The following is a 25,827-nucleotide window of genomic DNA, read 5'->3' as shown; positions in this document are numbered from 1 at the left end:
GCCGGGGTCTGTTCAACATTCCAACATTCTCAACATCCGAAACCCGGCGAATCAGCCATTTATGGTAACGCGATCAGGCGGGTTTTGCTCGCGGCGGTGAATGGGGGCGTCGCCACGGGCCGCTGCAAGCGGCTTTACCCTTAAACTGACCACTACGACTGGCGGCAACGATCAGGGATTCCGCTCCGCCGCCGTTCGCAAACGCACCGCCCAAGCCCGAGCCAGACAAACCTAACGGAATTCATCCAATAAACCCCTAGTGCTCACGAAAAAACTCACGTCTGCGCCGGAACTCCAGCGCTTCGCCCGTACGCTCATCAGTTGCCTGCTCAGCTACTACGTCGCAAAACTCGCGACGCTCCCCGAGCTTTACTGGGCGGTTATCACCACCCTGGTTGTCGTCACGCAGCCCAGCCTCAACCAGGCGTTGAACACCGGCCGCGACCAGATCATTGGGGCGGTGATCGGTGGAGTGGTCGGCGTGGTCGGCTTGTTCGCCATCCTGCGGGGCGCCCAGCCGCTTATCGTGTTCGCCATCGCGCTCTTGCCGCTCGCAGCGCTAGCTGCCTGGCGTCCAACCCTCCGGCTCGCCTGCGTCACGCTCGTCGTCGTTGTGCTGATTCCGGCAAGCGGTCTGGGCTCGCCGTACGAACGGCCGATCGACCGTGTGCTCGAAATCCTGATCGGCGCGGGCGCGGCGCTTCTCGTCGCGTTCCTGATGCCGAACCGCGCGATCAATGCAGCCCACGATCGCGCGAGTGACATCGTCCTGGCGTTAGGCGAGTTGATCACGCTGACTCTGCGCAAGCCCGATGACGCGAACGAAGCCGAGCGTCTGCATCGGCAATCTGCGGCCGCGGAGCAGGCACTCGATGACGCCATCACCGAAGCCGGCCGCGAGCACATCATCGTGCCGGTGAAGCGCTCGCGCGGGAACGTGATCGATAAGGTCGCGCCCATGCTGACGCGGCTGCATCGCGACGCGCTGTTTCTGGGTCAGGCTTTCACCGGCGATCCACAACTTGCGGGGCGACTGAGCGCAATCAACCGCGACGCGCTGAAAGTGACCGCCGACGCATTCGCGGAGTTATCGAAAACATTAGCTGCCGCGCTCGATGCCGATCAAAGCCATCAGGACGATAACGTCCGGCTTGCACGGGCGTCGTTCGAGAGGCTGAGAACGGCATCGAACAACGCATGTGAATCGATGGAAAAGAATACCGTCCTGCCCTTCGTGCTGAACCTGCTGGTGCAGGACTTTGGGGATCTGATCGCGACAGTCGAAGTGCTGGATAAACGCGAGTAGAAAAAGAGCGGCCGCCACCCATAGGCGGTCGTCAGGCAACGCACGCGCGCGGCTCGAAGACGCTGCGCCATCTGGCCGCCATCTCCCGGCCATCTTTACGCCACCGTGGTTGCCTATGATGTGTATCGAATGCCAAGACGATCTCGGTCCTCTTCTATCCGTGCTTCAACGGGAGTTTGACTCATGAACGACAAGCCTCAACGGCCGGACGCTACTGACGATGAGCCGGCCACGCTCTTCGAGCGCGTGACGCGCCGCTCTTTTTTGACACGAGTCGGTGCGGCGGGCGTCGCAATGGGCACCGGCCAACTACATTCTCTTGCGCTCGCGGATTCCGACGATGCAAGCCAGAACGCTGCGCCAAGCGGCGGCGTGCCAACGGACAATGACAGCGTTCATGTACGATTGAACGTCAATGGCACGCTCCATGAACTGGATATCGATCCGCGAACCACGCTGCTCGATTGCGTGCGCGAACACCTCCGCCTCACCGGCACCAAGAAGGGTTGCGACCATGGCCAATGCGGCGCCTGCACGGTCCATGTGGACGGCAGGCGCGTGAATTCGTGCCTGAGCCTTGCGGCCACTCACGAAGGCGAAGCGATCACAACTATCGAAGGCATAGGACGGCCAGGCAACCTGCATCCGATGCAAGCAGCCTTCGTCGAACATGACGGCTTTCAATGCGGCTACTGTACGTCAGGGCAGATCATGTCCGCCGTCGCCTTGCTTAAAGAACCCTACGGCCACAGCGACGAGGACATCAAAGAGGCAATGAGCGGCAATATCTGCCGCTGCGGCGCCTATTCGAACATCGTCTCCGCGATCCAGCAAGTTCGCCAGAAAGCCTAAACGGAGCGAACGAATGGAACACTTTCAGCTCAAGCGCGCGGCCGATGTCGAACAGGCACTGAACATGGCAATGGCGCAGACCAGCGCAGTCAACCCTCCAGGCATGCCATCGACACGCTTCCTGGCCGGCGGCACGACCCTGCTCGACTTGATGAAGCTCGACGTAGAGCGCCCGACGCAAGTCATTGACATCCACCGCCTGCCGCTCGATAAGGTCGAAACACTCGACGGCGGCGTCACGATAGGCGCAATGGTTCGCAATGCCGATCTCGCGAATCATCCGTTGATCAAGGTGCACTATCCCGTGTTGTCCCAGGCGCTGCTGTCGGGCGCCTCGGCGCAGTTGCGCAACATGGCGACGACCGGCGGCAACCTGCTGCAACGGACGCGCTGCATCTACTTCCGCGATACGAAAACACCTTGCAACAAGCGCGAACCGGGCAGCGGCTGCTCCGCAATCGAGGGCTTCAACCGTAATCTCGCCATCCTGGGAACGAGCGACCACTGCATCGCGACCAATCCGTCGGACATGAATGTCGCGATGACGGCGCTCGAAGCGACCGTCCACACCGAGAGTCCGGAGGCCAGGCGAAGCATCGCCATTGACGACTTTTTCCTGTTGCCCGGCACTACGCCTGAACGCGAAACGTCGCTCAATGCCGGCGAGCTGATCACCCACGTGACGCTGCCCGCGCCGATGCCCGGTAGTCGCAGCGTCTATTTGAAACTGCGCGACCGTGCATCGTATGAGTTCGCGTTGGCATCGGCAGCAGTTGTCCTGACTGTATCGTCGGGTAGGATCGACCACGTCAGGATCGCGCTGGGCGGCGTGGGCGTGAAGCCATGGCGTTCGCACGAGGCGGAAGCGGCGCTTCTCGGACGCGCGCCCGATGCCCTTGCGTTTCGTGCGGCAGCCGAAGCCGCGCTTCAGTCAGCCCGCCCGCAAAGCCAGAACGGCTTCAAGGTCGAGTTGGCGAAGCGCTGCATTCAGCACGCACTCACGCTTGCCACCCAGACTGCCTGACTCGATGTTCGCGTCGCGGAGAAGACAATGCAATTAGCTACGAAGAAAGCGCAGCCATTTATTGGCGGTGACTTCCAAAGAATTGATGGCCCGCTCAAGGTAAGCGGCCTCGCGACGTACACGTCGGATTTCATCTTGCCCGGGATGCTCTACGCGGTGCCCGTTTGCGCGACCATCGGCAAGGGACGCGTGATGCGGCTCGACACCGCTGCGGCCGCGAAAATGCCCGGCGTGAAAGCGGTCTTCACACGCGAGAATATCGGCAAGTTCTATCGTATCGGCTTCGCCTCTGATGCGAGAATCGATGAGAAGCGCCCGCCGTTCGAGGATGACAACATCTACTATTACGGCCAGTACATTGCCGTGGTGGTGGCCGATACCTTCGAGCAGGCAACCGCGGCGTCCGGCGCGGTGAAGGTAAGCTATTCGACGAGCCCACCCGATGTGCGCACGGAGATGTCGGCAGAAAACACGCCTTCGGTCGATACGCAACGAGGCGACGTTGACACCACTTTCGCCAATGCACCCGATGCGCTCAAGCTCGACCAGACCTACACCACGCCGATCGAAACGCATAACCCGATCGAACTGCACGCGACCGTTGTCGCATTCGACGGCACAAATTATACGTTCTACGAAACATCGCAGTCGATTGTGAACCAGCGGCAAGTCATGGCGCTGATGCTCGGCGTGTCGGAAGATCAGGTGCGCGTCATCATGAAATACCTTGGCTCCGGGTTCGGCGGCAAACTGTTTCCGTGGTCGCACTCATTGCTCGCAGGCGCTGCGGCGCGCAATCTGCAGCGCCCGGTCAAGCTGGTGGTGACCCGCGAGATGATGTTTCACAACGTAGGCCACCGTACCAGCACGCAGCAGCGCATGCGTTTGTCGACCACGCCCGATGGGCATTTCACCTCGTTCCAGCAAGACTATATCTATCAGACGGCTCGCCGGGAAACACGTAAAGAGAACTGCGGCGAGACGACGGGCTATCTGTACAGCTCGCCTAACCTGCGCGTGACTGCCGCCTTTGCACGCCGGGACATTGCTCCCAGCACGTCGATGCGCGGCCCGGGCGCGGTGCCGGGCCTGTTCGCGATCGAGTCGGCCGTCGACGAACTCGCCATCAAGCTCAGCGTCGATCCGCTCCACTTGCGGTTGATCAACGAGCCCACGATGGACGAGAGCCGGAATGTGCCTTTCTCATCGCGGCATCTTAAAGAGTGCATGACGCTCGGCGCCGATAAGTTCGGCTGGTCGAACCGAACCGCTGCTGTCGGCTCGATGCGCCGTGACGGCCTGGTGCTCGGATGGGGCATGGCAGCGGGGTCGTGGGCGGCGAGGCGATTGCCTGCGGAGGCGATCGTCGAACTGCATGGCGATGGGACCGCTCGCGTGTCGACGGCGACGCAGGACATCGGCACGGGTACCTACACCGTTTTGGCCCAGATGGTCGCCAATCTGACGGGTATCGCGCTCAACAAGATTTCCGTGGTGATCGGCGATACCCGTTTGCCGCCAGGACCGTTGTCCGGTGGCTCGATGGTGACCGCGTCGCTGGTTCCCGCCGTGACGCAGGCCACCCAGGCGGTCGTCCAGCAGCTTCTCGCGACTGCTGCCGAGGCGGACAACTCGCCGTTCAAAGGGCAGTCGGTGGACGCGCTGGGTTTCGAACAAGGCATGGTCTATCGCAAGGGGACCTCGCCCGGAGCGGGCGTGCCGTTCGAACGAATCCTGGCGCCTGCGCAGGTCAGCATCCTGATAGGCAGAGGTCGTTCCGGTTCGAGCCAGTCAGATGCCGATGCGGACAAAGTGTCGATTCACTCGTATTGCGCGCACTTTATCGAGGTCACGTGGCAGCCGGAAACTGCACGGTTACGCGTGAGCCGGGTCGTGAGCGTGATCGATGGCGGCAAGATCATTAACGCGCGCACGGGTCTGAACCAGATCGAAGGGGCGATCGTGATGGGCGTCGGCATGGCGCTTTTCGAGGAGACGCACTACGACTCGCGTTCCGGCGCGCCGCTGAACCGTAACCTCGCCGACTACGTGATGACGACGCATGCCGACTCGCCAAAGATGGACGTGACGTTCCTGGACTATCCGGATTTCGCGCTGAATCCGCTCGGCGCGCGCGGGATCGGAGAGATCGGCATGGCAGGCATTGCGCCTGCCATTACGAATGCCGTGTATCACGCGACGGGCATACGCGTGCGTAATCTTCCGGTGCGGATCGAGGACCTGTTAGCCGCGCCCGGATCCGCATAAAGGCCTTAGCGCCTCATTACATCGGCGGCGCGACGCCATCCTTCTCAACCACTACGCGCGAAGCTGCAAACTCGGTACCGCTCACCGGCGACGCCACGATAAACACCTTCTTGCCGGCGACCAGGTCCGTGCGCGCGGCTGGCGCGAACGTCACCACCGGCACGCCGTCCGGTACCGTCACCGTGTTGCTGCCGCCCTTGTACGAGAGCTTCAGATCACGTCCGCTCGTGCCCGTCACGATTTGATCGACGTTTGCATTCGTCATCGTGCTGTTCGGCGAAAGGTCCCACGCATAGTGGCCTTCACCCGATCCGCGTGCCGCTTCCGGGAACACCAGCACTTCGGTCGCCGTCATCTTGCCGTCGGTACCGGTGGTTGCGGCCGTGCCGATAAACGAGCCGGTCTTGATGTCGGAGAGCTTGATGTTCTTCACGGCCGTGACCGGCGTGTCCTGCTTCATGTCGATGGTTACCGTGTCGCCGCTGCGACGATGCACGGTCAGCGTATCGCCGGACAACGAGACGATATCGCCACGAATACGCGCTGGTTTAGCCGCCGGCGCCTGAGCAAACGCAACGCTGGCAAACGCGAGCGCAGCAACGGAAACACCGAGTTTCAAACGCAATGATGTGGATGAGGAAATTGACATGGAGGCTCCAGTTTTAGTATTTGACGCGAGAAAATTCAGGCACCACCGAACCAGTTGTAACCCTGGTTCTCCCAGTAACCACCGGGATATTCGTTCGTCACGGTAATCGAGACGATGTGCTTCGGGTTCTTGTAGCCGAGCTTCGTCGGCATGCGCAGCTTCATCGGGAAGCCGTATTTCGGCGGCAAGACCTGCCCGTCGTACGTCAGCGTCAGGAGCGTCTGGGCATGCAGCGCCGTGGGCATGTCGATGCTGGTTGAATAGTTATCCGCGCAATGGAACGCGACGTATTTGGCCGTGGTGTCGGCGCCGGAACGCTTGAGGAAATCGGAGAAACGCACACCACCCCACTTGCCGATCGCGCTCCATCCTTCAATGCAGATGTGCCGCGTCACCTGGCTTTCCTGCGGCAACGCGCGCAGTTCTTCAAGCGTCCAGACGTTCTTGCCCTTCACCAGTCCACCGACCGGCAGCTTGTATGTAGCTGCATCGACGATCGGTACATCGTCGATGTCATAGAACGCGTTGAACGGGAACGGCCGCGTGATCATCGACTCGGGATAGGTCGGCGCGAGCTTGTTCGGATCGAAGAGGAACGCTTGTGCTTCGTCATTGAAACGCGACATGGTCCGCAACACGGTGTTGACGGATTTATCGTCGGAAATATTGCAGCCCGACAGCAGCATGAGACCGCCAAGCGACAGAATTCGCTTGCCGAAAAGACGCCGCGCCGGCGCCTTCAATTCGTTGCGCGCGTCTTTGAGGATGTTGTCGACATCGAGCTTCGCGTTCGCGGCAATCAGTTCGCTCTTTCTGTTCAGCATGGTTCAGCGGCCCCGGATCATCAGCAACAACGAGCGTGGAACGAGCGCGACCATCACCACGTGCAACACGAAAAACGCCACCAGGAAACTCATCGCGAAGAAGTGGACCACGCGGGCGTTGTCGTAACCGCCCATGAGGTCGCGCAGCCACGGGAATTGCACCGACTTCCAGACCGCAAGGCCCGACAAGATGACGACCACAATGTCCACGATCACCGCCAGATACGCAGCCTTCTGCACGGCGTTGTAGTGCGTGAGATCGTCATGCTTGAGCTTGCCGGTCAGCGCGGCGCGCAGATCGCCAAACAGGCTTTTGATGCTGAGCGGAAACAGCTTGCGGCGGAATCGTCCGGAGATGACGTTCATCCCCACGTACACCAGGAAGTTCGCGACCAGCACCCACATGGCCGCGAAGTGCCACAGCAACGCGCCGCCCAGCCATCCGCCCAACGTGATGCTCGGCGGGAAAACGAACGAACGAAAAATCGGCGAGGCGTTATAGACCTGCCAGCCGCTCGTCACCATCACCACGACCGCCAGCGCATTGATCCAGTGCGTGATGCGAACCCAGCCGGGCTGGGTGATGGCATGAGCCGGAAGTTGAGTCGAAGATGGGTTCAAGCTCGTCTCGTGGTGGATGGATCGAACAGGATGCGAGATGCTGTGGCTCGAGGATTCGGGGGACTTGATGGACACATGGCCGCGTTGCACGGTGCTACGCGCGCAGGCCTCGTCTGGATTGCATCTTAGCGACCGCACGCTGATCTGCGCATGACGCGTTAATGACTTTTTTGTCATCTTTTCCGCGCGTCGTGGCAGGTGGATAGAATGGGCCTTGTTTCTCACGCAAACCCTCACGCAAAGCGAAGCGCCCGCAGCATGACCATCCTGGTTATAGAAGACGACCGTAAGACCGGCGACTATCTGAAGAAGGGGCTCACCGAGTCCGGGTATCAGGTCGACCTGATCCGCAATGGCGCTGATGGCTTGCATCAGGCGCTGGCCCATCCGTACGAGCTGATCGTGCTGGATGTGATGCTGCCCGGCCTGGACGGATGGCAGATCATGCAGGCGTTGCGCGCGAAGCGCGACCTGCCAGTCATCTTCCTGACCGCGCGCGATCATGTCCGGGACCGTATTCACGGCCTCGAACTGGGCGCGGACGATTACCTTGTCAAACCCTTCTCGTTCACCGAACTCGTGCTGCGCATCCGTACGTTGCTGCGGCGCGGCGTAGTACGTGAGTCGGATGTATTCCAGGTCGCGGATCTTCACGTCGATGTCCTGCGCCGACGCGTGACGCGCCAAGGCATGGACATCGCGTTGACGAACAAGGAATTCGCGTTGCTCCACCTCTTCTGCAAGCGGCAGGGCGAAGCGTTGTCGCGGACCTTGATTGCATCGGAAGTGTGGGACATGAATTTCGACAGCGATACCAACGTAGTCGATGTCGCCATCAAACGCCTGCGCGCGAAGCTCGATCAACCCTTCGATATCAAGCTGATCCACACGGTGCGCAGCATCGGTTATTCGTTCGGTGCATCCGGGGATTCGCATTGAGTCCGCTATGGCGTTCGCGTTCGCTGGTCGTGCGCATCACCTGCCTGTTCGCGCTGATCGTGTGCGTGGTGGTCAGCATGGTCGGAGGGTCGCTGTATCACGCAACTAGCGCCACGCTGTCCACGCGCGCCGATTACCAGTTGATCGGACGGGTCGAACACTTTCGCTCGCTGCTGCACGATCTCTACACCATCAAGGAAATCGAAGCGCGGCCCAAGCTGTTCGAAACCATGCTCGGCGACAGTCAGGACGTGATTATTTTCCAGCGCCCCGGCCTCGCGCCGTTCATCAACGTGAACCCTGAAAACATGCCGTTGCCACCGCTCGTCCCGGTGCCCGTGCAGCGCGCCGTCAATCTCGACGCGCTCTATGAAGGAACGCGCCGGGACGGTGTGCGCATGCGCTGGGTTGCAGCGCAAGCCCAGGTAGGCGACAGCGGCGAAGTCATCGAGATCATCGCGGCGCACGTGATGACCCAGGAAGCGCGGGTTCTCTCGACATATCTCGTGCGGGTCTGGATCAACGTGGTCAGCGCGGTGCTGATCACCGCGCTGCTCGCCTGGTGGGTATCAAGCCGTGGTCTTGCGCCACTGCGAAAAATGGCCGACAGGGTCGCCGGAATCACGCCCGACACCTTGTCCGCGAGACTCGATATCAAGAACACGCCGACCGAACTGCAAAGCCTCGCGATGTCGTTCAACGCCATGCTCGACCGCCTGGCGACCGGTTATGAACGGCTGCTGCAGTTCTCCGCGGATCTGGCGCATGAGGTACGCACGCCTATCGGCGTACTGATCGGACAGACGCAGGTTACGCTCGCGCATACGCGCAACGAGAGCGAATACAAGAGCGTGCTGGAGTCGAATCTGGAGGAGCTGGAGCGGCTTGGACGCATTGCGCAGAACATCCTGTTTCTCGCACAGGCGGATCACGAGCGGCAGGACATAGAGCGCACGCCGCTGAACATTCGCGAGCAACTGGAAACCATCGCGACGTACTTCGAAGGACTCGCCGACGAACGCAATCTCAGCTTCGAAGTGCATGCCGAAGGTGAGATGTTTGCCAACGCGATCATGTCCCGCCGCGCAATCAGCAACGTGGTAGTCAACGCGGTGCGCTATGCCGAAGCCGGCACCACGATCCGGCTGACCGGCAGGGAAGACACGCAGCACGGCGCAGTTATCGTGATCGGCAATCAGGGCATGCCCGTCGCGCCCGACGACCTCGCGCGCCTGTTCGACCGTTTTTATCGCGGCGATACAGCCCGCAGCGAGTTCACGGAATCGAGCGGCTTGGGGCTTTCCATTGTGCAGGCGATCATGCGGCTGCACGGCGGGTCGGCGTCGGTGAGTTGTTCGGCGGACGGCTGGATCGAATTCACGCTCCGGTTCGCCGACCCGCCGCATCCAGCCCCGGCACATTTAGCCGCACCTACGCCACCGCGCCAGCCTTGAGCGCCAGTTCCTGACGTTCGGCCAGCAGGCCGTGAATCTGCGATACGACCGCCGCGCCCTCGCCCACCGCCGCCGCCACTCGTTTGGTCGACGCCGAGCGCACATCGCCAATGGCAAACACGCCCGGCACGCTGGTTTCCAGCGAGGTCGAGCCGTCAGCGTGGCCGGCATGGGCAGCAGGTCCTGTCAGCACGAAACCCTTGCCGTCGGTGTTGACATTGCAGCCGCGCAGCCACGCCGTGTTCGGGTTGGCGCCGGTGAACAGGAACAGATGCCGTGCGTCGAGCGTGAGCGAACCGTCAGGCGTCTTGCAATGCACGGCGGCGAGCGTCCGGCCATCGCCTTCCAGCGACTCGATCTGTGTGCGTGTATGCACCGTCACGTTCGGCAATGCCGCGATCCGGTCGATCAGATACTTCGACATGCTCAACTCCAGCCCCGGTCCGCGGATCAGCAGATGCACCCGCGCCGCGTGCGAGGCGAGATACACCACCGCTTGTCCGGCCGAATTGCCACCGCCCACCAGCACGACTTCCGAGCCCTTGCAGAGCTTCCCTTCGACCGGCGATGCCCAGTAATACGTGCCATGCCCTTCGAATTTTTCGAGCCCGACAATATCTGGCCGCCGATAAGCCGCGCCCGTCGCGATCACGATCGTATGCGAGCTCACGCGCTGCCCGTTCATCAGCTCGATCTGGATCGGCATGCAGTCACAGTGAAGCGACTTGATCTCGGTCGGAATGGCGATGTGCGCACCGAACTTCTGCGCCTGCACGAACGCGCGCCCGGCCAATGCCTGACCGGAAATGCCGGTCGGAAAGCCGAGATAGTTTTCGATCCGTGAACTTGCGCCGGCCTGGCCGCCGGGCGCGCGGCAATCGAATACCGCCACCGACAACCCCTCGGACGCCGCATACACGGCCGTCGCCAATCCGGCCGGCCCGGCGCCGACGACCGCGACATCGTAGATATGCGCCGGATCGAATTCCGGCAGCCAGCCGAGTTGCGACGCGAGCTGGTTTTCATCGGGCGCGCGCATCACCGTGCCGTCGGGACAAATGACAAGCGGGAAATCCGCCTTCGATGTCGAGATCCGTTCGAGCAACGCAATGGCCTCGGGATCGGTGCACGCGTCGATCACGGTATGCGGATAACCGTTGCGGCTCAAAAAGCCTTGCAGCGATACCAGCCGTCCATCGTCCGACTGGCCTACGAGAATCGGCCCGCTGCCCTTTTCGATCAACCCGACGCGACGCAGGATCAGCGAGCGCATGATCCGTTCGCCGAGTTCCGCTTCCGCCACCAGCAGCGCGCGCAGCCGCTCGGGCACGATCAGGATGGCTTCGACGTCTTCTATCGCGTGACCATCGACCAACGCGGGCTTGCCTGACAACTGGGCGACTTCCGCCAGGTATTGCCCGGGCTCCGCCTCGGTCACCAGATGCACGTGGCCCAGTCCGTCGCGCCGCGTAATCCGCACCCGGCCGTTCAACAGCACGAACATGCCCGGGCCGGGCACGCCGACTTCGAACATGAGTTCGCCCGCGCGCCAGTACTGCACGTTGCCGAAGCGCCGCATGCGGTCGATTTCCTCGACCGTGAGATACGGGTACATCTGGTGCTTGCGGCTTTGGAGCGGCGAGAACGGGGCGTCGGCCGCGGCTTCCGTCGGCGCCATGCTGATCGTGTCGTTCATGATCGCGTTGAGATCTTCCGACACAGGCTGCTCACCGTCACGCCATTCCGCGTGACCGTGGCCGTGGTCAGGCGCTTCGTTGATCCCTTCGGGCGTAGTACTCATGCGTGGCGATCTCCATGCAGGTAGACGGCGTCATGCAACGCGCCTTTGTCGGCGGACGGCGCTTTCGCGGGCCACGGGCACATGGCGGCCATCTCGCCCAGGTCCTCGCGCGCGCCGCCGAAGTCGGTGAGCGGCTTGAGGTCGAGACCGGCGAGACGCCAGGCGTCGAGTCCGCCGGTCAGCGGCACGACGTCCTTGAAACCGGCAGTGCGGAGTGCCTTGGCCATCCACGCCGCCGATACCTCGTTCGGACACGAGCAGTAAATGATGATCTTCTGATCCGGCTGGTAACTTTCCACGATCTTCTGCAATTCGCGTTCATCGGCGAAAACGGAGCCTGGAATCACGAAGGGATCGAGCACGCGTTTCTCGGCGGAACGGATATCGAAGATGGCGGGCAGCGGTTGGTTCTCCATCAGCGCATACAGTTCATCGACGGTGATGCGTGCCGTTTCCAGCGTCTTCATCAGCATCTTCCGGCGCCAGTAGCGGTAGGCCACGTAACAGGCCAGTGCGACCGCCACGACCAGCAGCGCTTGCCTTCCGAGCCGCGCGATCATGGCGAACACCATGTCGAGCTCGGCCGCGAAGATCACGCCCACCGCGAGTCCTACCGCGGCCCATAACGCCACGCCCACACCGTCATGCGCGATGAACGAGCGCGTGCGCACGCCCATTGCACCGGCGAGCGGCACCGAAACCAGCGACAAACCCGGAATGAATTTCGCGACAAGCAGCACGCGCACGCCCCAGCGGCCAAAAAAACGTTCAGTTTTTTTCACGCAGGTATCGCGCGACAAGGACAGCTTGCAGATGGTCTTGAGCGTGCGGTCGCCGTAGCGCCGGCCGCCCTGGAACCAGACGAGATCGCCCAGAACGCCGCCGACCACGGCAATGCCGAGCATCAGCGCGAGATGGGGCCACAAGGCCTGGCCGTTGAAGCCCATCATGGCCACCGACGCACCGACCACGATCAATGTAGGCATGGCGGGAACGGGCAGGCCGAGCGCCGCGCCCATGACGTTGAAAAAGACGATTGCCGGACCATACCGGTCAGCCAGATCATGCAACAGCATGGGATTCTCCTGCAGGTTGTGCAGCGCTGGATTCGGGTGTGGAAAGCCTGAACGCCGTGGGCGCTTCGCGCGAAGCGCTTACTTTATACGGCTCGTTTGACGGCCTTGCGATGAAGCGCAATGAGTCCGGGAACGCAGTTGGAAGCTACGCCGGGCTGCGAGCCGCTCCGCGCAACGCCCGGCTGTTCTTGGCCGCTCCGCGTTCCTGTCATGCGCCGCCGCATTCATGAAATGAGTGTAGCGCGGATTGGCGAGAATGCCGATGGTCGTGGCCTTTCCCAGGACCCGGTTCTTCTGCGCGCACCGTCTAAAACGCGTGCCAGAAGCCGCTTGTTTTCGCTTTGTCGCTTCGTGGTCACTTCAGCCCGAAGTCTACCCGCGTGGGCGCACCCTTGTCCTTGATGCCATCCGCGTTGAGGTGCGGGGCGACGATGAAGATCCGCTTGCTGTCGATCTTGCCTTCGAAATATTGCTTCACCACCGACGCGCGCCGCTGCGCAAGCGCGCCGAGCGCGCCCTCGTCCACCGGCGCGTGCTCCGCGAGCGCGGCTTTCATGTCCGCGTCGGGCACGCTCTTCGTCATGCCGATCAGGTTGCGCGGTTTCTTGAAGTCCGCACTTTTATACGCTTTCGTGAGGAATTTGCTGTATTCATCGGCGGAAATGGGGATGGTCGACGGATTGATGTTCGGATTGTCCTCGCTCGCGTCCTTCATCTTCGCCAGCCGCACCTGCCGGTCAACATAGGCCGCGCGCAACCCGGGTTCGTCCAGCGCCGGGTCTACCCGCGCCGATATCTCCAGCGTGATCGACGGTTTGTCCGCCAGCGCTTTCGCGATGGTGTCGAGTTTTTCATTCGCCGCGTCGCTGAGCGTGGCCGAACCCGGATCGAATTCCACGTAACCGAGTTCCTCGGGGTTCTTGCCGCCGAACGCATTCGCCAGCAACGAGAACGGCGCGGTCACCGCGCGCTCGACAAGGTGAAGGATTGCCGTCCACACCAACGCGCCGATCGAGAATTGCGGGTCCGACAGCGAGCCGGAAACGGGGATGTCGACGTCTATCTCGCCTTTCGAATTTTTCAGCAGCGACACCGCGAGCCGCACCGGCAGTTTGGTCGCGGTCGTGTTGTCGACGTGATCGCCGAACGTGAGTTGATCGATGAAAAGATGATTGTTCGCGGTGAGCTTTTCGTCGGCGAGCGTGTAGTGCAGATCGACGTTGAGCTTGCCCTTCGTGATCGGATAACCTGCATATTTTGCCGAATACGGCGAGATATTCGGTAATTCGACATCGTGCGCGCTCGCGGTCAGATCCAGCGACGGTTTCGCGATCAGCGGATTCACGACCCCTTTGATCGATACCGGTCCGTTCGCGGACAGCTTCGCGGCGACATCGACCGGCGCGGGCGTGGTCGAGTGCGTACCGAATGCGCCGATAGTGCCGGTGATCGAAACCAGGTTCGCGGTGAAATTCGGCTTGATGAAGTTATCGGTATAGGTCACGCGGCCGTTTTGCAGCACGAGCTGGCCAAAGCGCAGATTCGCCGATGACGACGCGGTTTTCGGCGCGGCGGGCGTTGCAACTGGTGCGGCTGCCAGTGCGGAGGCTGGCGTCGTGGCGGCGACCGTGGTGGCCGCGCCCTTGTCCTGCGCGACGATATCACTGAGGTTGAGCTTACCTTGCGCGTCGAGCAGCACGCGGCCGTAGAAGTTCGCGAATGTGACCCGCGCGGCCTCGACGTCGGCGCCTCGTTCGTCGTAGCGGGCATTCAGTTTTGTCAGGCCAAGCAGCTTCCAGCCGGCCAGTTGGTCCGAATTCGCCCGGTCGATCAGCCGCACATTCGACAAGGACACATCGCCCTTGTAACCAGCCTTCAGCGCGCGCCCCGCGCCTGAGAACGACGCGTCGCCGTTTGCGCTCAGCAGCGCGCTCGAGACCGTCGCGTTCAGGTTGCCGCCGAAATACGGCTCGAATGCCGATGCGTCGAGTTGGTTGGCGTCAACATGCAGCGCGAGGCTCAGCGGTTTCGCGGTCAGCGTGCCGGCCACGGCCAGCGCGCCTTTGCCGTTCATCGTCAGCTTGCCGTCGATGGCGAGCGGTTTCGTCAGGTCGTCAGTGACCTGTTTGACGCCCAACTGCAACGGCGCGATGTGGAGTTTCACCGGGCGCGGCGTGGATTCGTCGGTGAAGTCGGCGGTGCTGTCGTTGAGCGACACCTGAGCGATTTGATAACGCCACGCCGGACCCGCCTCATTCGCCTTTTCGACCTTGTGCGTCGCGCTGGCTTCCGGCGCTGTTTCGTGCGGACCGGCGAGCGCGGCGAGATCGATACTGCCGTCCTTCAGGCGTTTTGCATCGATGGAAAGGCCGTTCAGCACGACGCTGTCCAACGCTGCCGTGCGCGCCGCGACGTCGATCTTCTGGATCTTCGCTTGCGCTGACGCCAGCGTGACCGGCGCGGCATTCGCTGCGGTGTTCAACTGCGGCACGAGCTTCAGCGACTTGAGCGTGACATCGCCGGCGCCGACCTGAATGGACGGTTCGGGCTTCGACCAGTCCACTTGCAGCGGCAAATTTGCGCCGAGCGAACCGTCGGTGATACGGGCCGCCACCGCGTTCGCCACATAGGGTTGCAACGGCGCCAGCGGCAAGTCGCTCAGCGCCAGTTTCGCATCGGCGTTCTTGCCCGGCAGCGTAAAACTACCTGATGCGTCGAGCCCGCCGCCGTGATCGAAGGCCGTCTTCAGCGTATAGCGCGCCGGGGGTTTGCCGAGCGTGGAGAAATCGTCGAGCGTCACGTTCAGGTCCGACAGTCCGAGCGTGGCGGGTTGCGCCATCAGGCGGTCATCGAAGACGATATGGCCCTGATCGATCGCCAGATGCTTGATCGCGAGGTCGAGCGGTTGCGCCGCGGTGTCGGCGGGTTTGGCATCGCTGGCGGGCGTGGAAGCGGGCTGGGCGGCCGGCTGAGAAGCGGGTGTCGATGCGCTCAATTTTTGGAAGTTGAAGGCGCCGGTTTTATCGCGGGAAAGTTTCACGTCCGGCTGCGTCAACCGCACTTCATCCAGTTGATACACATTGCGCAACGGTTCCAGGTTTCCCGCATTCACATGCAACGTTTGCGCGGCGAACAACGGCGTGTCCTGCTTGTCCGTCACGGCCAGATCCGCGAGATCCGCCGTGCCTTTGATGCGAACCACGGGGGTGTCGGCGCTGAGCGCGAAGCTCACATCGAGGTTCGTCGACAAGCGTCCGCTCTTGACCGCGACCGGCAGCGCGACCGGTGCGTACGACAGCATTTGCGGCAGGTCGAGGCCATCGAGTTGCAGGGCGATCTCCGACTCGCGCGACTCGGCAAATGGCTTTGTGCGCCCGGTGATGGATAGCGGCGAACCATCGATGCGCGCCTGCAGCGACGGCGTCACGAACAACTCGGTGGTGGATTTGAGATTGGCGATGAATGGAATCCCGATCGACCAGCGATCGATTATGTGGTGCGTTTTAAGCAGGCGGTCGTCGAAATCGATGCGGCCATTTTCCACGCGAATATTCGATACGGAGAATCGCGCCGGTTGAGTGGACGGATTAGCCGATGGTTTCGAGAATTTTTCGATGAGATCGGAGAAATTGAAACGTTGCGCGTCAAATCGCACTATGTGAAAGCGTGGGGAATCGATCTTGAGTTCGTTGATGATCGGTGCGAGGCGGAATAGCGACGACCATGAAGGGCGCACGATCAGGCGTTCTATATCGACAAAATCGCCGCTTTTGGTGCCTGCGCTCAGGTTTGCGGGCGCTTCGCCTATATGGACGCGATCGGCTTCGAGGCTGAGCGTGTAGGGATTAAGCGCGATTCGTTCGATGCTGGCTGGGCGATCGAGTTGCGCGGAGAGTTGTTGTTCCGCGATATGTCGAAGGATGGGTGGGACGGCGAAAAAGCCGAGCAGCCCGATTACGATGACAGCGAGCAGGAGCCCGATCACGATGCGCCGGGTACGTCGGGCTTGCGCAATCGAGTTTGCGCCTTTGATCAGGTTACGCCCGGCGGATGTCAGGGAAGTCTTGTTCAGGCTTGCCATGCGTGCCTCGTAGCGCGGTTGCGCGCGCCGGCACAAGCCACGCGCAGCCTTGGGATACAGGAGGAGTGAGTATACGACGCTGCGCTGGCAAATTGAACCCCAAGGGTTGTTCGTTCGCACTCGGGGTTTTGGAGGGTGGGGTTGATGCTAGGGGGTGGGGTTAGCGGTCAGGGGTGGAGCTGTCAGGGGTGGGGTTAGCTGTCAGGGGTGGGGGTTAGCTGTCAGGGGTGGGGTTAGCTGTCAGGGGTGGGGTTAGCTGTCAGGTGTGGGGTTAGCTGTCAGGGGTGGGGTTAGCTGTCAGGTGTGGGGTTAGCTGTCAGGGGTGGGGTTAGCTGTCAGGGGTGGGGTTAGCTGTCAGGGGTGGGGTTAGCTGTCAGGGGTGGGGTTAGCTGTCAGGGGTGGGGTTAGCTGTCAGGGGTGGGGTTAGCTGTCAGGGGTGGGGTTAGCTGTCAGGGGTGGGGTTAGCTGTCAGGGGTGGGGTTAGCTGTCAGGGGTGGGGTTAGCTGTCAGGGGTGGGGTTAGCTGTCAGGGGTGGGGTTAGCTGTCAGGGGTGGGGTTAGCTGTCAGGGGTGGGGTTAGCTGTCAGGGGTGGGGTTAGCTGTCAGGGGTGGGGTTAGCTGTCAGGGTCGTGCTGGGGTGGTCGGTTCTGGGGTTAGCGGTTCTGCGTCAATGCCGGGTTGGTGCTTTCGGCCGTGGTGGTCTGCGAGAGTCAGATTTTCTCTTTATCACTATTAGCCACTCTGCGTGGCGGCACGTCATTTCTTTGTCCAAAGCGACAAAGAAACGAAGCAAAGAAAGCGCTTTTAAAACACGCTACCCTAAGTGTCCACAGCGTGCAGTTTCTATTCATAGGTGCCCCAAAAGCACGGTGCTCGCCAGAGCGACGGATGTGTGAAACCCTCCTTCTCGCGAATCCTGACATGAACACGCTTCGCCCCGTACGCTCTCGGGCAAGCACAAGTTGCCAAGGAACCACCACGGCCTCACGCGTCTTTCCGGTTTCGTTTTTTGGTGCGTTGGCTACGTGGTCTGAACAGTCGTTTCCGCCAGCAATGGCATCTCGCGTATTGGTACTTCCGTGTTGGTACTTCGGTACTTCATTTCTTGGCGGGTTGACTGCTGGACCACGCGCTTATTTTCGCCGACTACGGACTCACGCATTTTCGCGGCTTCGTTTCTTGGCGGGTTGGCGACGAGGTTCGAGGCGCGTACACATTTGGTGGTGGTCGTCCGCGGATAGCGCGGGGTGTCCCTTGGGCAGGTTCAGTCACTGGTGGCGAAGCGTGTGGGTATCCGTGTTCGGAGAAGGAGGGGTTCACACATCCTTCGCTCTGGCGAGCACCGTGCTTTTGGGGCACCTATGAATAGAAACTGCACGCTGTGGACACTTAGGGTAGCGTGGTTAAAAGCGTTTTCTTTGCTTCGTTTCTTTGTCGCTTTGGACAAAGAAATGACGTGCCGCCACGCACAGTGGCTAATAGTGATAAAGAGAAAATCCGACTCTCGCAGACCACTAAGGCCGAAAGCACCAACCCGGCATAGACCCCGACCGCTAACACCAACCCTCACCCCAACCCTCACCCCAACCCCGGACCACCCGCGCCAACCCCCTTTTCCGGTGCGAGTGAAAAACCAAAAATTATTGCCGCTCAATCGCCGGTGGCGCCCACGTCCCATTCGTTGCTTCGGGCTTCGGCGCATACAATCGGAACATCAACTGAAAATCGCCATCCGGCACCGGCAACCAATTCGACGCACGCGCCTTCGCAGGCGCCGCAGCCGAAACGGAAATATCGACGGAACCATCACGGTTCTTCTTCAACCGGTCCCGGTCATTCAGCGAAAGCCGCAACGACTTGTCGTCGATCAAAGCACCATCCTTCGTATACGCCGTCAAGGTCCAGAACCCGCGCACCGGCGGCAACTGGTTCGGCGCAAAGTGCAATACATATTCGTTAGCACCGTTCAGCGCGTGGCCGTCGCTGTCGGAAAACGCAACCGGCTTCACCTCATCGTCCTTCGTGCCAGTACCCGGCTGACGCCGCGCCAGAAACGCGCGCAACGTGTAATCGGTGTCGTAACTGCCCGCGCCATCGCCGAACCAAACCCAGCCGTTACGGCTGATCGCATTCGACGGCACCGTGTCCACCCGCGTACGGCCATCGGCTAGACCCGTCGCCAGCAAACCCGCATCCGCAGGACGGAACTGCACCGGCTCGCCCGCCTTCACGCCAAGATCACCCAGCAAACTAACGGCATGCGGATCATTCGGCGCCGGTGGATTGTCCTGCATCGCCTTCGCCAGACGCGTGAAAAACGCGGTGGCATCGAGCGAATCAGCTTTGTCGCCACCTGCGCCCGTCACCACCGTCGGCGTGCTGGCCGTCACGTTCGGCCAAGCACTGCCGGCTGTCGCGGCGCTGGTTTTATCGGCGGAAGGCGCTTCAATGCTCATCGCCGTCTGCAACTTGCGCGCCTCACGCACGTCGCGCTGGCCATTCACGCGCACACGAAGAGAAAGCCACACGTAACGGGTCGGCGTTTCAACCCGCGTCACGCCGTCAGGAAGCGTTCCCGTATAACCCACGGGCACAAACGCAAGCACATTGGCTTGCTCCGCAGCCAGTCTGGCCGCCCGCGCCGCCTTCCCACTCAGCTTTTTCACCGGCACGGCCCGATCCGGCCCGCGAGGGATGCTGGAATAGATCACGTTGGTCCAGGCATCGAAGGCGCGAGCGTCGTAATAACGGCCGCGCGGCATATTCGGTGTATTGGGAAGCGAAACCAGCACGGGTCCACTGGAGACATCCAGCCATGCGGTTGATTCAAGCGTATCCACGCTCGGCCGCCCCGACGCGCCGACCGGCGGCAGCGCCGTGGCATGCCGCAACGTATTCACGGGCGTCTGGCCGGGCTGCGACGCATCGCCGCCCGTGGCTTTCTCCCGTGCAATATCCGACACCACCAGCGGATATCCAAACACATAAGCGTCTGCCACCTGATCCTTGCGCCAGCCGTCCCCGCTGGTCACAACAGGCGCCTGCGTCGCGCACCCGCCCAATACTGCCAAACTGCTCAAACCAGCGGCCACCCATAGCGCCGTGTACAACGAAATTGCCCAGCGTCGATTATTTTTCATTCGATTTAAGGATCTATTTAAGGCTTTCACTTCGTTCGTCGAGTGCGCGGACCGGTCCTCGCCTCCCGGTCTTCTGCAAATCCGCGTCGCGGCGCTTAATCTATCTTGAAAACGGTTTTTATCTTATCCAATGACGATAGGCAAGGAGCGCGTAACGCCCCTTGAACGCCTTCGCCGGGTTTCAGAAAAGTTTCGACCGGCACCTGCATCGCGTAACATGATTTTTTTCGGTTTTTTTAGCCAGTTCTTTCTAATTCGCCGACGAGCCGCCGATGTACCTGCCCCCCTATTTCGAAGAAAAACGCCCCGAGGTTTTACATCGGCTGATGGCTGACAATCCGCTTGCCGCCCTTGTCACACATGGCGCAAATGGTCTTGATGCGAATCACGTGCCATTCGAGTTCGACGCAAACCAGGGTGAACACGGCATTTTGCGCGCACACGTGGCACGCGCAAATCCTATTTGTCAGGAGATTGAAAGCGGTTCTGACGCGCTGATTATTTTCCAGGGAGCGTCTGGTTATATATCGCCGACTTTTTATCCGAGCAAGCAGGAAACACATCGGCAGGTGCCAACTTATAACTATCTGGTCGTGCACGCGCATGGCCGGCTCACGATCCGCGACGACGAGACTTTCGTGCGCGGCGTGGTCGCGCGCCTCACCCGGAAAATGGAAGCCGGCGAAGCAGCACCGTGGAAAATGGGCGACGCGCCGCCGGATTTCATCCAGACCATGCTGCAAGCCATTGTCGGAATCGAAATCGAGGTCACCCGGCTCGTCGGCAAGGCGAAGCTGAGCCAGAACAAGGCGGCGGCCGACCGGATCGGTGCGATCAACGGCGTGCGCCAGCGCGAAACAGACGCCGCGACAGCGCTCGCCGACGCCATGTTCAACGCGCCTCCTCCTATTGAAAATACGCCTTGACCTTCCAATCATTGGAATGTCGATACTGGTTACATCGAGCTGAATTTAATGGCTCACACTGAACCAGGAAGCCTTGTCATGTCTGCACCGTCTATTCCGACCACCGATCCTGCCGCAGCCGCCGCCGTGCCAGCTACCGCTGAAATTGCTATCGGCGGGATGACGTGCGCGTCGTGCGTACGGCGGGTGGAAAAGGCGCTGGCGAAGGTGCCGGGCGTGGAACAGGTGTCGGTCAATCTGGCGACCGAAAAAGCAACCGTCCACGCCGATACGTCAGTTTCGCGTGAGCAACTCGTTGCCGCCGTGACCAAGGCCGGCTACGAAGCGACGTTTATCGAACCGGAAGCCGCGCCTGTCGCCGCGCCCGCGCACACCGGTGAACTCGTGGCGGTGATCGTGTCCGCGCTGCTGACCTTGCCGCTGGTGCTGCCCATGCTCGGCCTGGATCTGCATCTTGGCGTCTGGGTCTCGCTGACGCTCGCCAGCGTCGTGCAATTCGTGCTGGGCGCGCGCTTTTATGTCGGCGGCTTCAAGGCAGCGCGCTCGGGCGAAGGCAACATGGATCTGCTCGTGGCGCTCGGAACCTCGGCTGCCTGGGGCTTGAGCGTGTACGAACTGTTCGCGCATGCCGGCGAGTCTGCCCACCTCTATTTCGAGGCGGCAGCGGTGGTGATCACCCTCGTGCGCTTCGGCAAATGGCTCGAAGCGCGTGCCAAGCGGCAAACCACCGACGCCATTCGCGCACTCGACGCGCTGCGCCCCGAACGCGCGCGGATTCGCGATGCGGCGACCGGGAACGAACGCGACATCGCGCTGGCGGATGTGCGCAACGGCGACGTGGCGATCGTGCGGCCGGGTGAGCGCTTGCCGGTCGACGGCCTGATTCGCGAAGGCCGCACGCACGTGGATGAATCGCTGATTACCGGCGAAAGCCTGCCCGTGGCGAAGGAAACCGGCGCACGCGTGACCGCGGGTTCGATCAACGGCGAAGGGGTAATCGCTGTCGAAACGACCGCGACTGGCTCCGAGACGACGCTCGCGCGGATCATCCGGCTGGTTGAATCGGCGCAGGCCGAGAAGGCGCCTATTCAGCGGCTGGTGGACCGGGTATCGGCGATATTCGTGCCGGCAATTCTTGTGATCGCGATCGTGACGGTGGTTGGCTGGCTGTTGGTGGGCGCGGGCGTGGAAACGGCCGTGCTGAACGCGGTCGCGGTGCTCGTGATCGCCTGTCCGTGCGCGCTCGGGTTGGCGACGCCCGCCGCTATCATGGCCGGAACGGGTGTCGCGGCCCGGCACGGCGTATTGATTAAAGACCCGCAGGCGCTGGAAATGGCGCATCGGATCAGAATTGTTGCCTTCGATAAAACCGGCACGCTGACTGTCGGCAAACCTTCCATGACGGTGTTGGAGGCGGACGAAGGCGTGGACCGCGCAGAAGCATTGGGGCTGGCAGCGGCCGTTCAGCGCCTCAGCGATCACCCGCTGGCGCGCGCGGTTGTTGCTGCCGCCGACGATGAGCGCATTCCGGCCATTGCCGCGAGCGATGCGAAAGCGGTGGCGGGACGCGGCGTCGAGGCGCGGGTCGGCGAACGTCATCTGGCGATAGCCAGTGATCGTTGGCTTGACGAGTTGCAATTGGTCGCGCCGCAACGGTTGGCTGCGCGGGCGGCGGAACTGGAACGGCTTGGGAATACGGTGTCATGGCTGGTGGAACTCGGCGGAGAGGGTCGTTCAAGCGTCACGCTGCAAACGCGCGTGCTCGCCCTGCTCGCGTTCGGCGACTCGCTGAAACCCGGCGCACGCGCAGCTATCGAACGGCTGAGCGCGATGGGCATCAAAAGCGTCCTGCTCACCGGCGATAACGCCGGCAGCGCGGCCAGCGTGGCGAAGTCACTCGGCATTGCACCCGATGCGGTTCACGCGCACATGCTCCCCGCCGACAAAGCCCGCGTGATCGCGGAACTGAAGGCATCGGCACAAGGCGCGGTAGCGATGGCCGGCGACGGCATCAACGACGCGCCCGCGCTCGCCGCCGCCGATATCGGCATCGCGATGGCGACCGGCACCGACGTCGCCATGCAAGCCGCCGGCATCACGCTGATGCGAGGCGATCCCGCACTGGTGGCCGATGCCATCGATATCGCGCGGCGCACGTATCGCAAGATCCAGCAGAACCTGTTCTGGGCGTTTGTGTACAACCTGATCGGCATTCCACTTGCCGCGTTCGGACTGCTCAATCCAATGCTCGCGGGCGCAGCCATGGCGTTCTCAAGCGTGAGCGTAGTGACGAACGCGTTGCTGTTGCGGACGTGGCGTGCTCAGGCCGGCTTGGTCACAGCCGATGCCAATGCCGCCACCGCCGCCCGCGGTCCCGACGGCAAGCCGATCACGCGGCCGGCATAACGCGCTTCTTTCGGCGCGTCGCGAAACATTGCTTCGATACGGCCGGCGATATCTGCATCGAAGGCTGCGGACTTCGCGCCGTTGATTGTATCGACGTGAAGCAGCATCTGTTCGCTCGCCGCGATGGGCTCCGTTCCCTCGTCCGCGAACATCTCCATGTACAAGTGGACACGCTTGGCATCGAATGCAAGCACCGATGCCTCCACGCGAACCGCCGCACCTTCCTTGATCTCGTGCAGATAGTTGATATGCGCCTCGAGAGTGAACAGCGAGCGGCCTCGCGACGTGCGGCCGGCATCGTCCAGGCCGATGCGGTCCATGAACGCATCGGTCGAGAGGCTGAAGATCAGCATGTAGAACGCGTCACGGAGATGGCCGTTGTAGTCGACCCATTCGGGCCTCACCGTGTCGCGATGGATTGTTCGATTGTGCGTCACTCGTATGCCTTCTCTAGTCCGCTATGCCGTAGCGGGATTTCGCTTCAGCAATGGCCGTCATCACGCTCGTGATGCAGTCGTCGCGATAACGTTCCAGTTGCTTGATGGAGTGCGTGCCTTGCTGATCCGTGGTGCCGTCCACCACCCGGTCGATGAGTTCGTCCGTTAGTTTTGGTGCGACCAGTTTGGTCCACGGTAATTCTAGCGCCGGGCCGAATTGCTGCATGAAATGACGCATGCCGGCCTCGCCGCCCGCGAGCGTATAGGTCAGGAACGTGCCCATGAACGACCAGCGAATGCCCGCGCCAAAACGAATGGCATCGTCGATTTCGCCGGTGGTCGCCACGCCTTCGTTGACCAGGTGAAGTGCCTCGCGCCAGAGTGCTTCCAGCAAGCGGTCCGCGATGAAACCGGGGACTTCTTTGCGGACTCTCAGCGGACGCATGCCTATCGATTCATAGAATGTCGATGCTGCTTGCAACGTTGCTTCCGATGTCTTTTCGCCACCAACGACTTCGACCAGCGGCAGCAAATAGACCGGGTTGAACGGATGGCCCACGATGCAGCGCGAAGCGTCCTTGGCGCTCGCGTAGAAATCCGTTGGGAGCAAGCCCGATGTCGACGACGCGATGATGGCTTCCGGCTTTGCTGCCCTGGATGCTTTCCCATGGAGCGTCAGTTTCAGGTCCTCACGCTCGGGCGCGCTTTCCTGAATGAAGTCGGCGTCGGCGACGCACTCCTCGATGGTCGCAACGAAGCGCAGTCTTTCCTGTGATGCCCCCTTTGCCAGCCCCACTCGCTCGAGCGCCGGCCATGCGTTCGCGACGTTCGCCCGTAATTGCTGCTCGGCGCCCGGCGCCGGGTCCCACGCTACTACGTCAAGTCCATGCGCTAACGCTCGCGATACCCAGCCGCTTCCAATGACCCCTACTCCCAACGCAGCAAACGTCTTGACTTGCATATACCGGATTCCTTATTAATTTGGCTTTTAACTTGCTTCGATGTTTTAGTGTCTTGTGCCTGCTTCTAACCTGAATTCCCCGCTTTCGCACGGCCTGCGTCGGCGGGTTTCAGGCTTGTATCTTCTACGCTCTTACGCGAACTGCTCGATCTTGCGGCGGTCAAGCAAACGCTCGCCGCGAGCCGGCAGGTTCAGCTTCTTTCTGCCTTCTGCCGGCGTCAATGCACGACCACCCAGACGCTCGATGATCTCTACCGCCCGCTGAACCAGCGTCCCATTGCTCGCATGCACACCACGGTCCAGATAAAGGTTGTCTTCAAGACCCACGCGCACGTGGCCACCTAATAACATCGCCTGGGCGACCATCGGCATCTGCATGCGGCCGATTCCGAACCCTGCCCACTGCGCACCCACGGGCATGTTGTCGACCATCGACTTGAGCGTGCCCACGTCCGCCGGTGCACCCCAGGGGATACCCATGCATAGCTGGAACAGAGGGGCATCATCGAGCAAACCCTCCTTTTGCATCTGCTTCGCGAACCACAAATGCCCTGTATCGAAGATCTCGAGTTCTGGCTTCACGCCCAGCTCTTGTATCCGCTTCGCGCCGGCTCGAAGTTGCGCGGGGGTTGATACGTAGATGGTGTCGCCATCGCCGAAATTCAGCGTGCCGCAGTCCAGCGTACAGATTTCCGGCAACAACTCTTCCACGTGTGCCAGCCGGGTCAAGCCACCCACGAGGTCAGTACCCGCACCGAATTGCATCGGCGCTTCGCCCGCGCCAATTTCCAGGTCGCCGCCCATGCCTGCAGTCAGGTTGATGATCACGTCCACGTCCGATGAACGGATGCGGTCCACCACCTCGCGGTACAACGCCGGGTCGCGGCTGCCGCGGCCCGTGCGTGGATCGCGGACGTGGCAATGCGCAACGGTTGCTCCTGCCCGCGCGGCTTCGATGGCCGCCTCCGCGATCTGCTTGGGCGTGACCGGGATCGCCGGGTGTTTGCTCGTGGTATCTCCCGCGCCCGTTACCGCGCAGGTCACGATCACTTCATAGTTCATG

General features: G+C 61.5%; 18 protein-coding genes. 8 read left to right on the top strand and 10 right to left on the bottom strand.

Annotated elements, in window-relative coordinates; all coding sequences use genetic code 11:
- Window positions 1–259 precede the first annotated feature (259 nt).
- The 4 genes from ACSQ36_RS19945 (at window position 260) to ACSQ36_RS19930 (ending at window position 5,450) form a co-directional block, all read left to right on the top strand.
- Window positions 260–1,306 (top strand): FUSC family protein, encoded by a 1,047-nt coding sequence (locus tag ACSQ36_RS19945; protein WP_436183295.1) that lies wholly within the window; start codon window positions 260–262, stop codon window positions 1,304–1,306.
- Between the two features lie 183 nt (window positions 1,307–1,489).
- A complete protein-coding gene (locus ACSQ36_RS19940; protein WP_436183294.1) occupies window positions 1,490–2,158 on the top strand; it encodes a 2Fe-2S iron-sulfur cluster-binding protein in 669 nt (222 codons plus the stop codon).
- 13 nt (window positions 2,159–2,171) lie between these two features.
- Window positions 2,172–3,182, top strand: coding sequence for an FAD binding domain-containing protein (locus ACSQ36_RS19935; protein WP_436183293.1), 1,011 nt, complete (start codon window positions 2,172–2,174; stop codon window positions 3,180–3,182).
- 27 nt (window positions 3,183–3,209) lie between these two features.
- On the top strand, window positions 3,210–5,450 hold the full coding sequence (locus ACSQ36_RS19930; protein WP_436183292.1) for a xanthine dehydrogenase family protein molybdopterin-binding subunit: 2,241 nt from the start codon (window positions 3,210–3,212) through the stop codon (window positions 5,448–5,450).
- Window positions 5,451–5,466: 16 nt separating this feature from the next.
- Here the strand turns inward: ACSQ36_RS19930 and ACSQ36_RS19925 are convergent, their stop codons facing one another.
- From ACSQ36_RS19925 to ACSQ36_RS19915, 3 genes are read right to left on the bottom strand one after another with little or no spacing between them, the layout of a single operon-like run.
- Window positions 5,467–6,099, bottom strand: a complete 633-nt coding sequence (locus ACSQ36_RS19925; RefSeq protein WP_436183291.1) for a hypothetical protein — start codon at window positions 6,097–6,099, stop codon at window positions 5,467–5,469.
- Window positions 6,100–6,134: 35 nt separating this feature from the next.
- Window positions 6,135–6,923: a molybdopterin-dependent oxidoreductase gene (locus tag ACSQ36_RS19920; protein ID WP_436183290.1), complete on the bottom strand. Its 789-nt coding sequence runs from the start codon at window positions 6,921–6,923 to the stop codon at window positions 6,135–6,137.
- A 3-nt stretch (window positions 6,924–6,926) separates the two neighbouring features.
- A complete protein-coding gene (locus tag ACSQ36_RS19915; protein WP_436183289.1) occupies window positions 6,927–7,544 on the bottom strand; it encodes a cytochrome b/b6 domain-containing protein in 618 nt (205 codons plus the stop codon).
- Between the two features lie 258 nt (window positions 7,545–7,802).
- On the opposite strand from ACSQ36_RS19915, the gene ACSQ36_RS19910 reads away from it, so the two are divergent.
- Both ACSQ36_RS19910 and ACSQ36_RS19905 read left to right on the top strand, forming a co-directional pair.
- Window positions 7,803–8,483 (top strand): heavy metal response regulator transcription factor, encoded by a 681-nt coding sequence (locus ACSQ36_RS19910; RefSeq protein ID WP_436183288.1) that lies wholly within the window; start codon window positions 7,803–7,805, stop codon window positions 8,481–8,483.
- Window positions 8,480–9,937 carry a heavy metal sensor histidine kinase gene (locus ACSQ36_RS19905; RefSeq protein ID WP_436183287.1) on the top strand — a complete coding sequence of 486 codons (1,458 nt, stop codon included), beginning with the start codon at window positions 8,480–8,482 and terminating at the stop codon, window positions 9,935–9,937. Before ACSQ36_RS19910 ends, ACSQ36_RS19905 begins: the two co-directional genes overlap by 4 nt.
- Here the strand turns inward: ACSQ36_RS19905 and ACSQ36_RS19900 are convergent.
- The 4 genes from ACSQ36_RS19900 to ACSQ36_RS19885 all read right to left on the bottom strand — a co-directional run bounded on the left by ACSQ36_RS19900 (window position 9,915) and on the right by ACSQ36_RS19885 (window position 20,034).
- On the bottom strand, window positions 9,915–11,633 hold the full coding sequence (locus ACSQ36_RS19900) for an FAD-dependent oxidoreductase (RefSeq protein WP_436184898.1): 1,719 nt from the start codon (window positions 11,631–11,633) through the stop codon (window positions 9,915–9,917). The genes ACSQ36_RS19905 and ACSQ36_RS19900 overlap by 23 nt on opposite strands.
- A gap of 101 nt (window positions 11,634–11,734) precedes the next feature.
- Window positions 11,735–12,811, bottom strand: a complete 1,077-nt coding sequence (locus ACSQ36_RS19895; RefSeq protein WP_436184897.1) for a DedA family protein/thiosulfate sulfurtransferase GlpE — start codon at window positions 12,809–12,811, stop codon at window positions 11,735–11,737.
- A 358-nt stretch (window positions 12,812–13,169) separates the two neighbouring features.
- Complete coding sequence (locus ACSQ36_RS19890; protein ID WP_436183286.1) at window positions 13,170–16,895, bottom strand: DUF748 domain-containing protein; 3,726 nt, start codon at window positions 16,893–16,895, stop codon at window positions 13,170–13,172.
- A 1,639-nt stretch (window positions 16,896–18,534) separates the two neighbouring features.
- Entirely contained in the window at window positions 18,535–20,034 is a 1,500-nt protein-coding gene (locus tag ACSQ36_RS19885) for a DUF1254 domain-containing protein (protein ID WP_213769267.1), read from the bottom strand.
- Window positions 20,035–20,306: 272 nt separating this feature from the next.
- Here ACSQ36_RS19885 and ACSQ36_RS19880 point away from each other — a divergent pair, with 272 nt between their 5' ends.
- Both ACSQ36_RS19880 and ACSQ36_RS19875 read left to right on the top strand, forming a co-directional pair.
- Entirely contained in the window at window positions 20,307–20,960 is a 654-nt protein-coding gene (locus tag ACSQ36_RS19880) for an FMN-binding negative transcriptional regulator (RefSeq protein WP_436183285.1), read from the top strand.
- A 48-nt stretch (window positions 20,961–21,008) separates the two neighbouring features.
- On the top strand, window positions 21,009–23,366 hold the full coding sequence (locus ACSQ36_RS19875) for a heavy metal translocating P-type ATPase (RefSeq protein WP_436183284.1): 2,358 nt from the start codon (window positions 21,009–21,011) through the stop codon (window positions 23,364–23,366).
- Here ACSQ36_RS19875 and ACSQ36_RS19870 read toward each other — a convergent pair.
- The 3 genes from ACSQ36_RS19870 to ACSQ36_RS19860 all read right to left on the bottom strand — a co-directional run bounded on the left by ACSQ36_RS19870 (window position 23,282) and on the right by ACSQ36_RS19860 (window position 25,826).
- Window positions 23,282–23,803, bottom strand: a complete 522-nt coding sequence (locus ACSQ36_RS19870; protein WP_436183283.1) for a thioesterase family protein — start codon at window positions 23,801–23,803, stop codon at window positions 23,282–23,284. The two genes, ACSQ36_RS19875 and ACSQ36_RS19870, sit on opposite strands and share 85 nt — an antisense overlap.
- Before the next feature lie 13 nt (window positions 23,804–23,816).
- Window positions 23,817–24,764, bottom strand: coding sequence for an L-carnitine dehydrogenase (locus tag ACSQ36_RS19865; protein WP_436183282.1), 948 nt, complete (start codon window positions 24,762–24,764; stop codon window positions 23,817–23,819).
- 132 nt (window positions 24,765–24,896) lie between these two features.
- Window positions 24,897–25,826, bottom strand: a complete 930-nt coding sequence (locus ACSQ36_RS19860; RefSeq protein ID WP_436183281.1) for a 3-keto-5-aminohexanoate cleavage protein — start codon at window positions 25,824–25,826, stop codon at window positions 24,897–24,899.
- Between the last annotated feature and the right edge of the window lies 1 nt (window position 25,827).

Source organism: Caballeronia sp. LjRoot34 (genome assembly GCF_964253815.1).
Classification (GTDB): domain Bacteria; phylum Pseudomonadota; class Gammaproteobacteria; order Burkholderiales; family Burkholderiaceae; genus Caballeronia.
The sequence above is the reverse complement of the archived record's forward strand: the minus strand, read 5'-3'. Positions and strand labels throughout refer to the sequence as shown.

Excerpts from the sequence above, each read along its gene's own strand:
- ACSQ36_RS19875 (WP_436183284.1), top strand. The coding sequence starts at position 21,009 with ATGGCTCACACTGAACCAGGAAGCCTTGTCATGTCTGCACCGTCTATT.
- ACSQ36_RS19930 (WP_436183292.1), top strand. The coding sequence starts at position 3,210 with ATGCAATTAGCTACGAAGAAAGCGCAGCCATTTATTGGCGGTGACTTC.
- ACSQ36_RS19940 (WP_436183294.1), top strand. The coding sequence starts at position 1,490 with ATGAACGACAAGCCTCAACGGCCGGACGCTACTGACGATGAGCCGGCC.
- ACSQ36_RS19925 (WP_436183291.1), bottom strand. The coding sequence starts at position 6,099 with ATGTCAATTTCCTCATCCACATCATTGCGTTTGAAACTCGGTGTTTCC.
- ACSQ36_RS19920 (WP_436183290.1), bottom strand. The coding sequence starts at position 6,923 with ATGCTGAACAGAAAGAGCGAACTGATTGCCGCGAACGCGAAGCTCGAT.
- ACSQ36_RS19910 (WP_436183288.1), top strand. The coding sequence starts at position 7,803 with ATGACCATCCTGGTTATAGAAGACGACCGTAAGACCGGCGACTATCTG.
- ACSQ36_RS19935 (WP_436183293.1), top strand. The coding sequence starts at position 2,172 with ATGGAACACTTTCAGCTCAAGCGCGCGGCCGATGTCGAACAGGCACTG.
- ACSQ36_RS19890 (WP_436183286.1), bottom strand. The coding sequence starts at position 16,895 with ATGGCAAGCCTGAACAAGACTTCCCTGACATCCGCCGGGCGTAACCTG.
- ACSQ36_RS19885 (WP_213769267.1), bottom strand. The coding sequence starts at position 20,034 with ATGAAAAATAATCGACGCTGGGCAATTTCGTTGTACACGGCGCTATGG.
- ACSQ36_RS19880 (WP_436183285.1), top strand. The coding sequence starts at position 20,307 with ATGTACCTGCCCCCCTATTTCGAAGAAAAACGCCCCGAGGTTTTACAT.
- ACSQ36_RS19865 (WP_436183282.1), bottom strand. The coding sequence starts at position 24,764 with ATGCAAGTCAAGACGTTTGCTGCGTTGGGAGTAGGGGTCATTGGAAGC.
- ACSQ36_RS19860 (WP_436183281.1), bottom strand. The coding sequence starts at position 25,826 with ATGAACTATGAAGTGATCGTGACCTGCGCGGTAACGGGCGCGGGAGAT.
- ACSQ36_RS19900 (WP_436184898.1), bottom strand. The coding sequence starts at position 11,633 with ATGAACGACACGATCAGCATGGCGCCGACGGAAGCCGCGGCCGACGCC.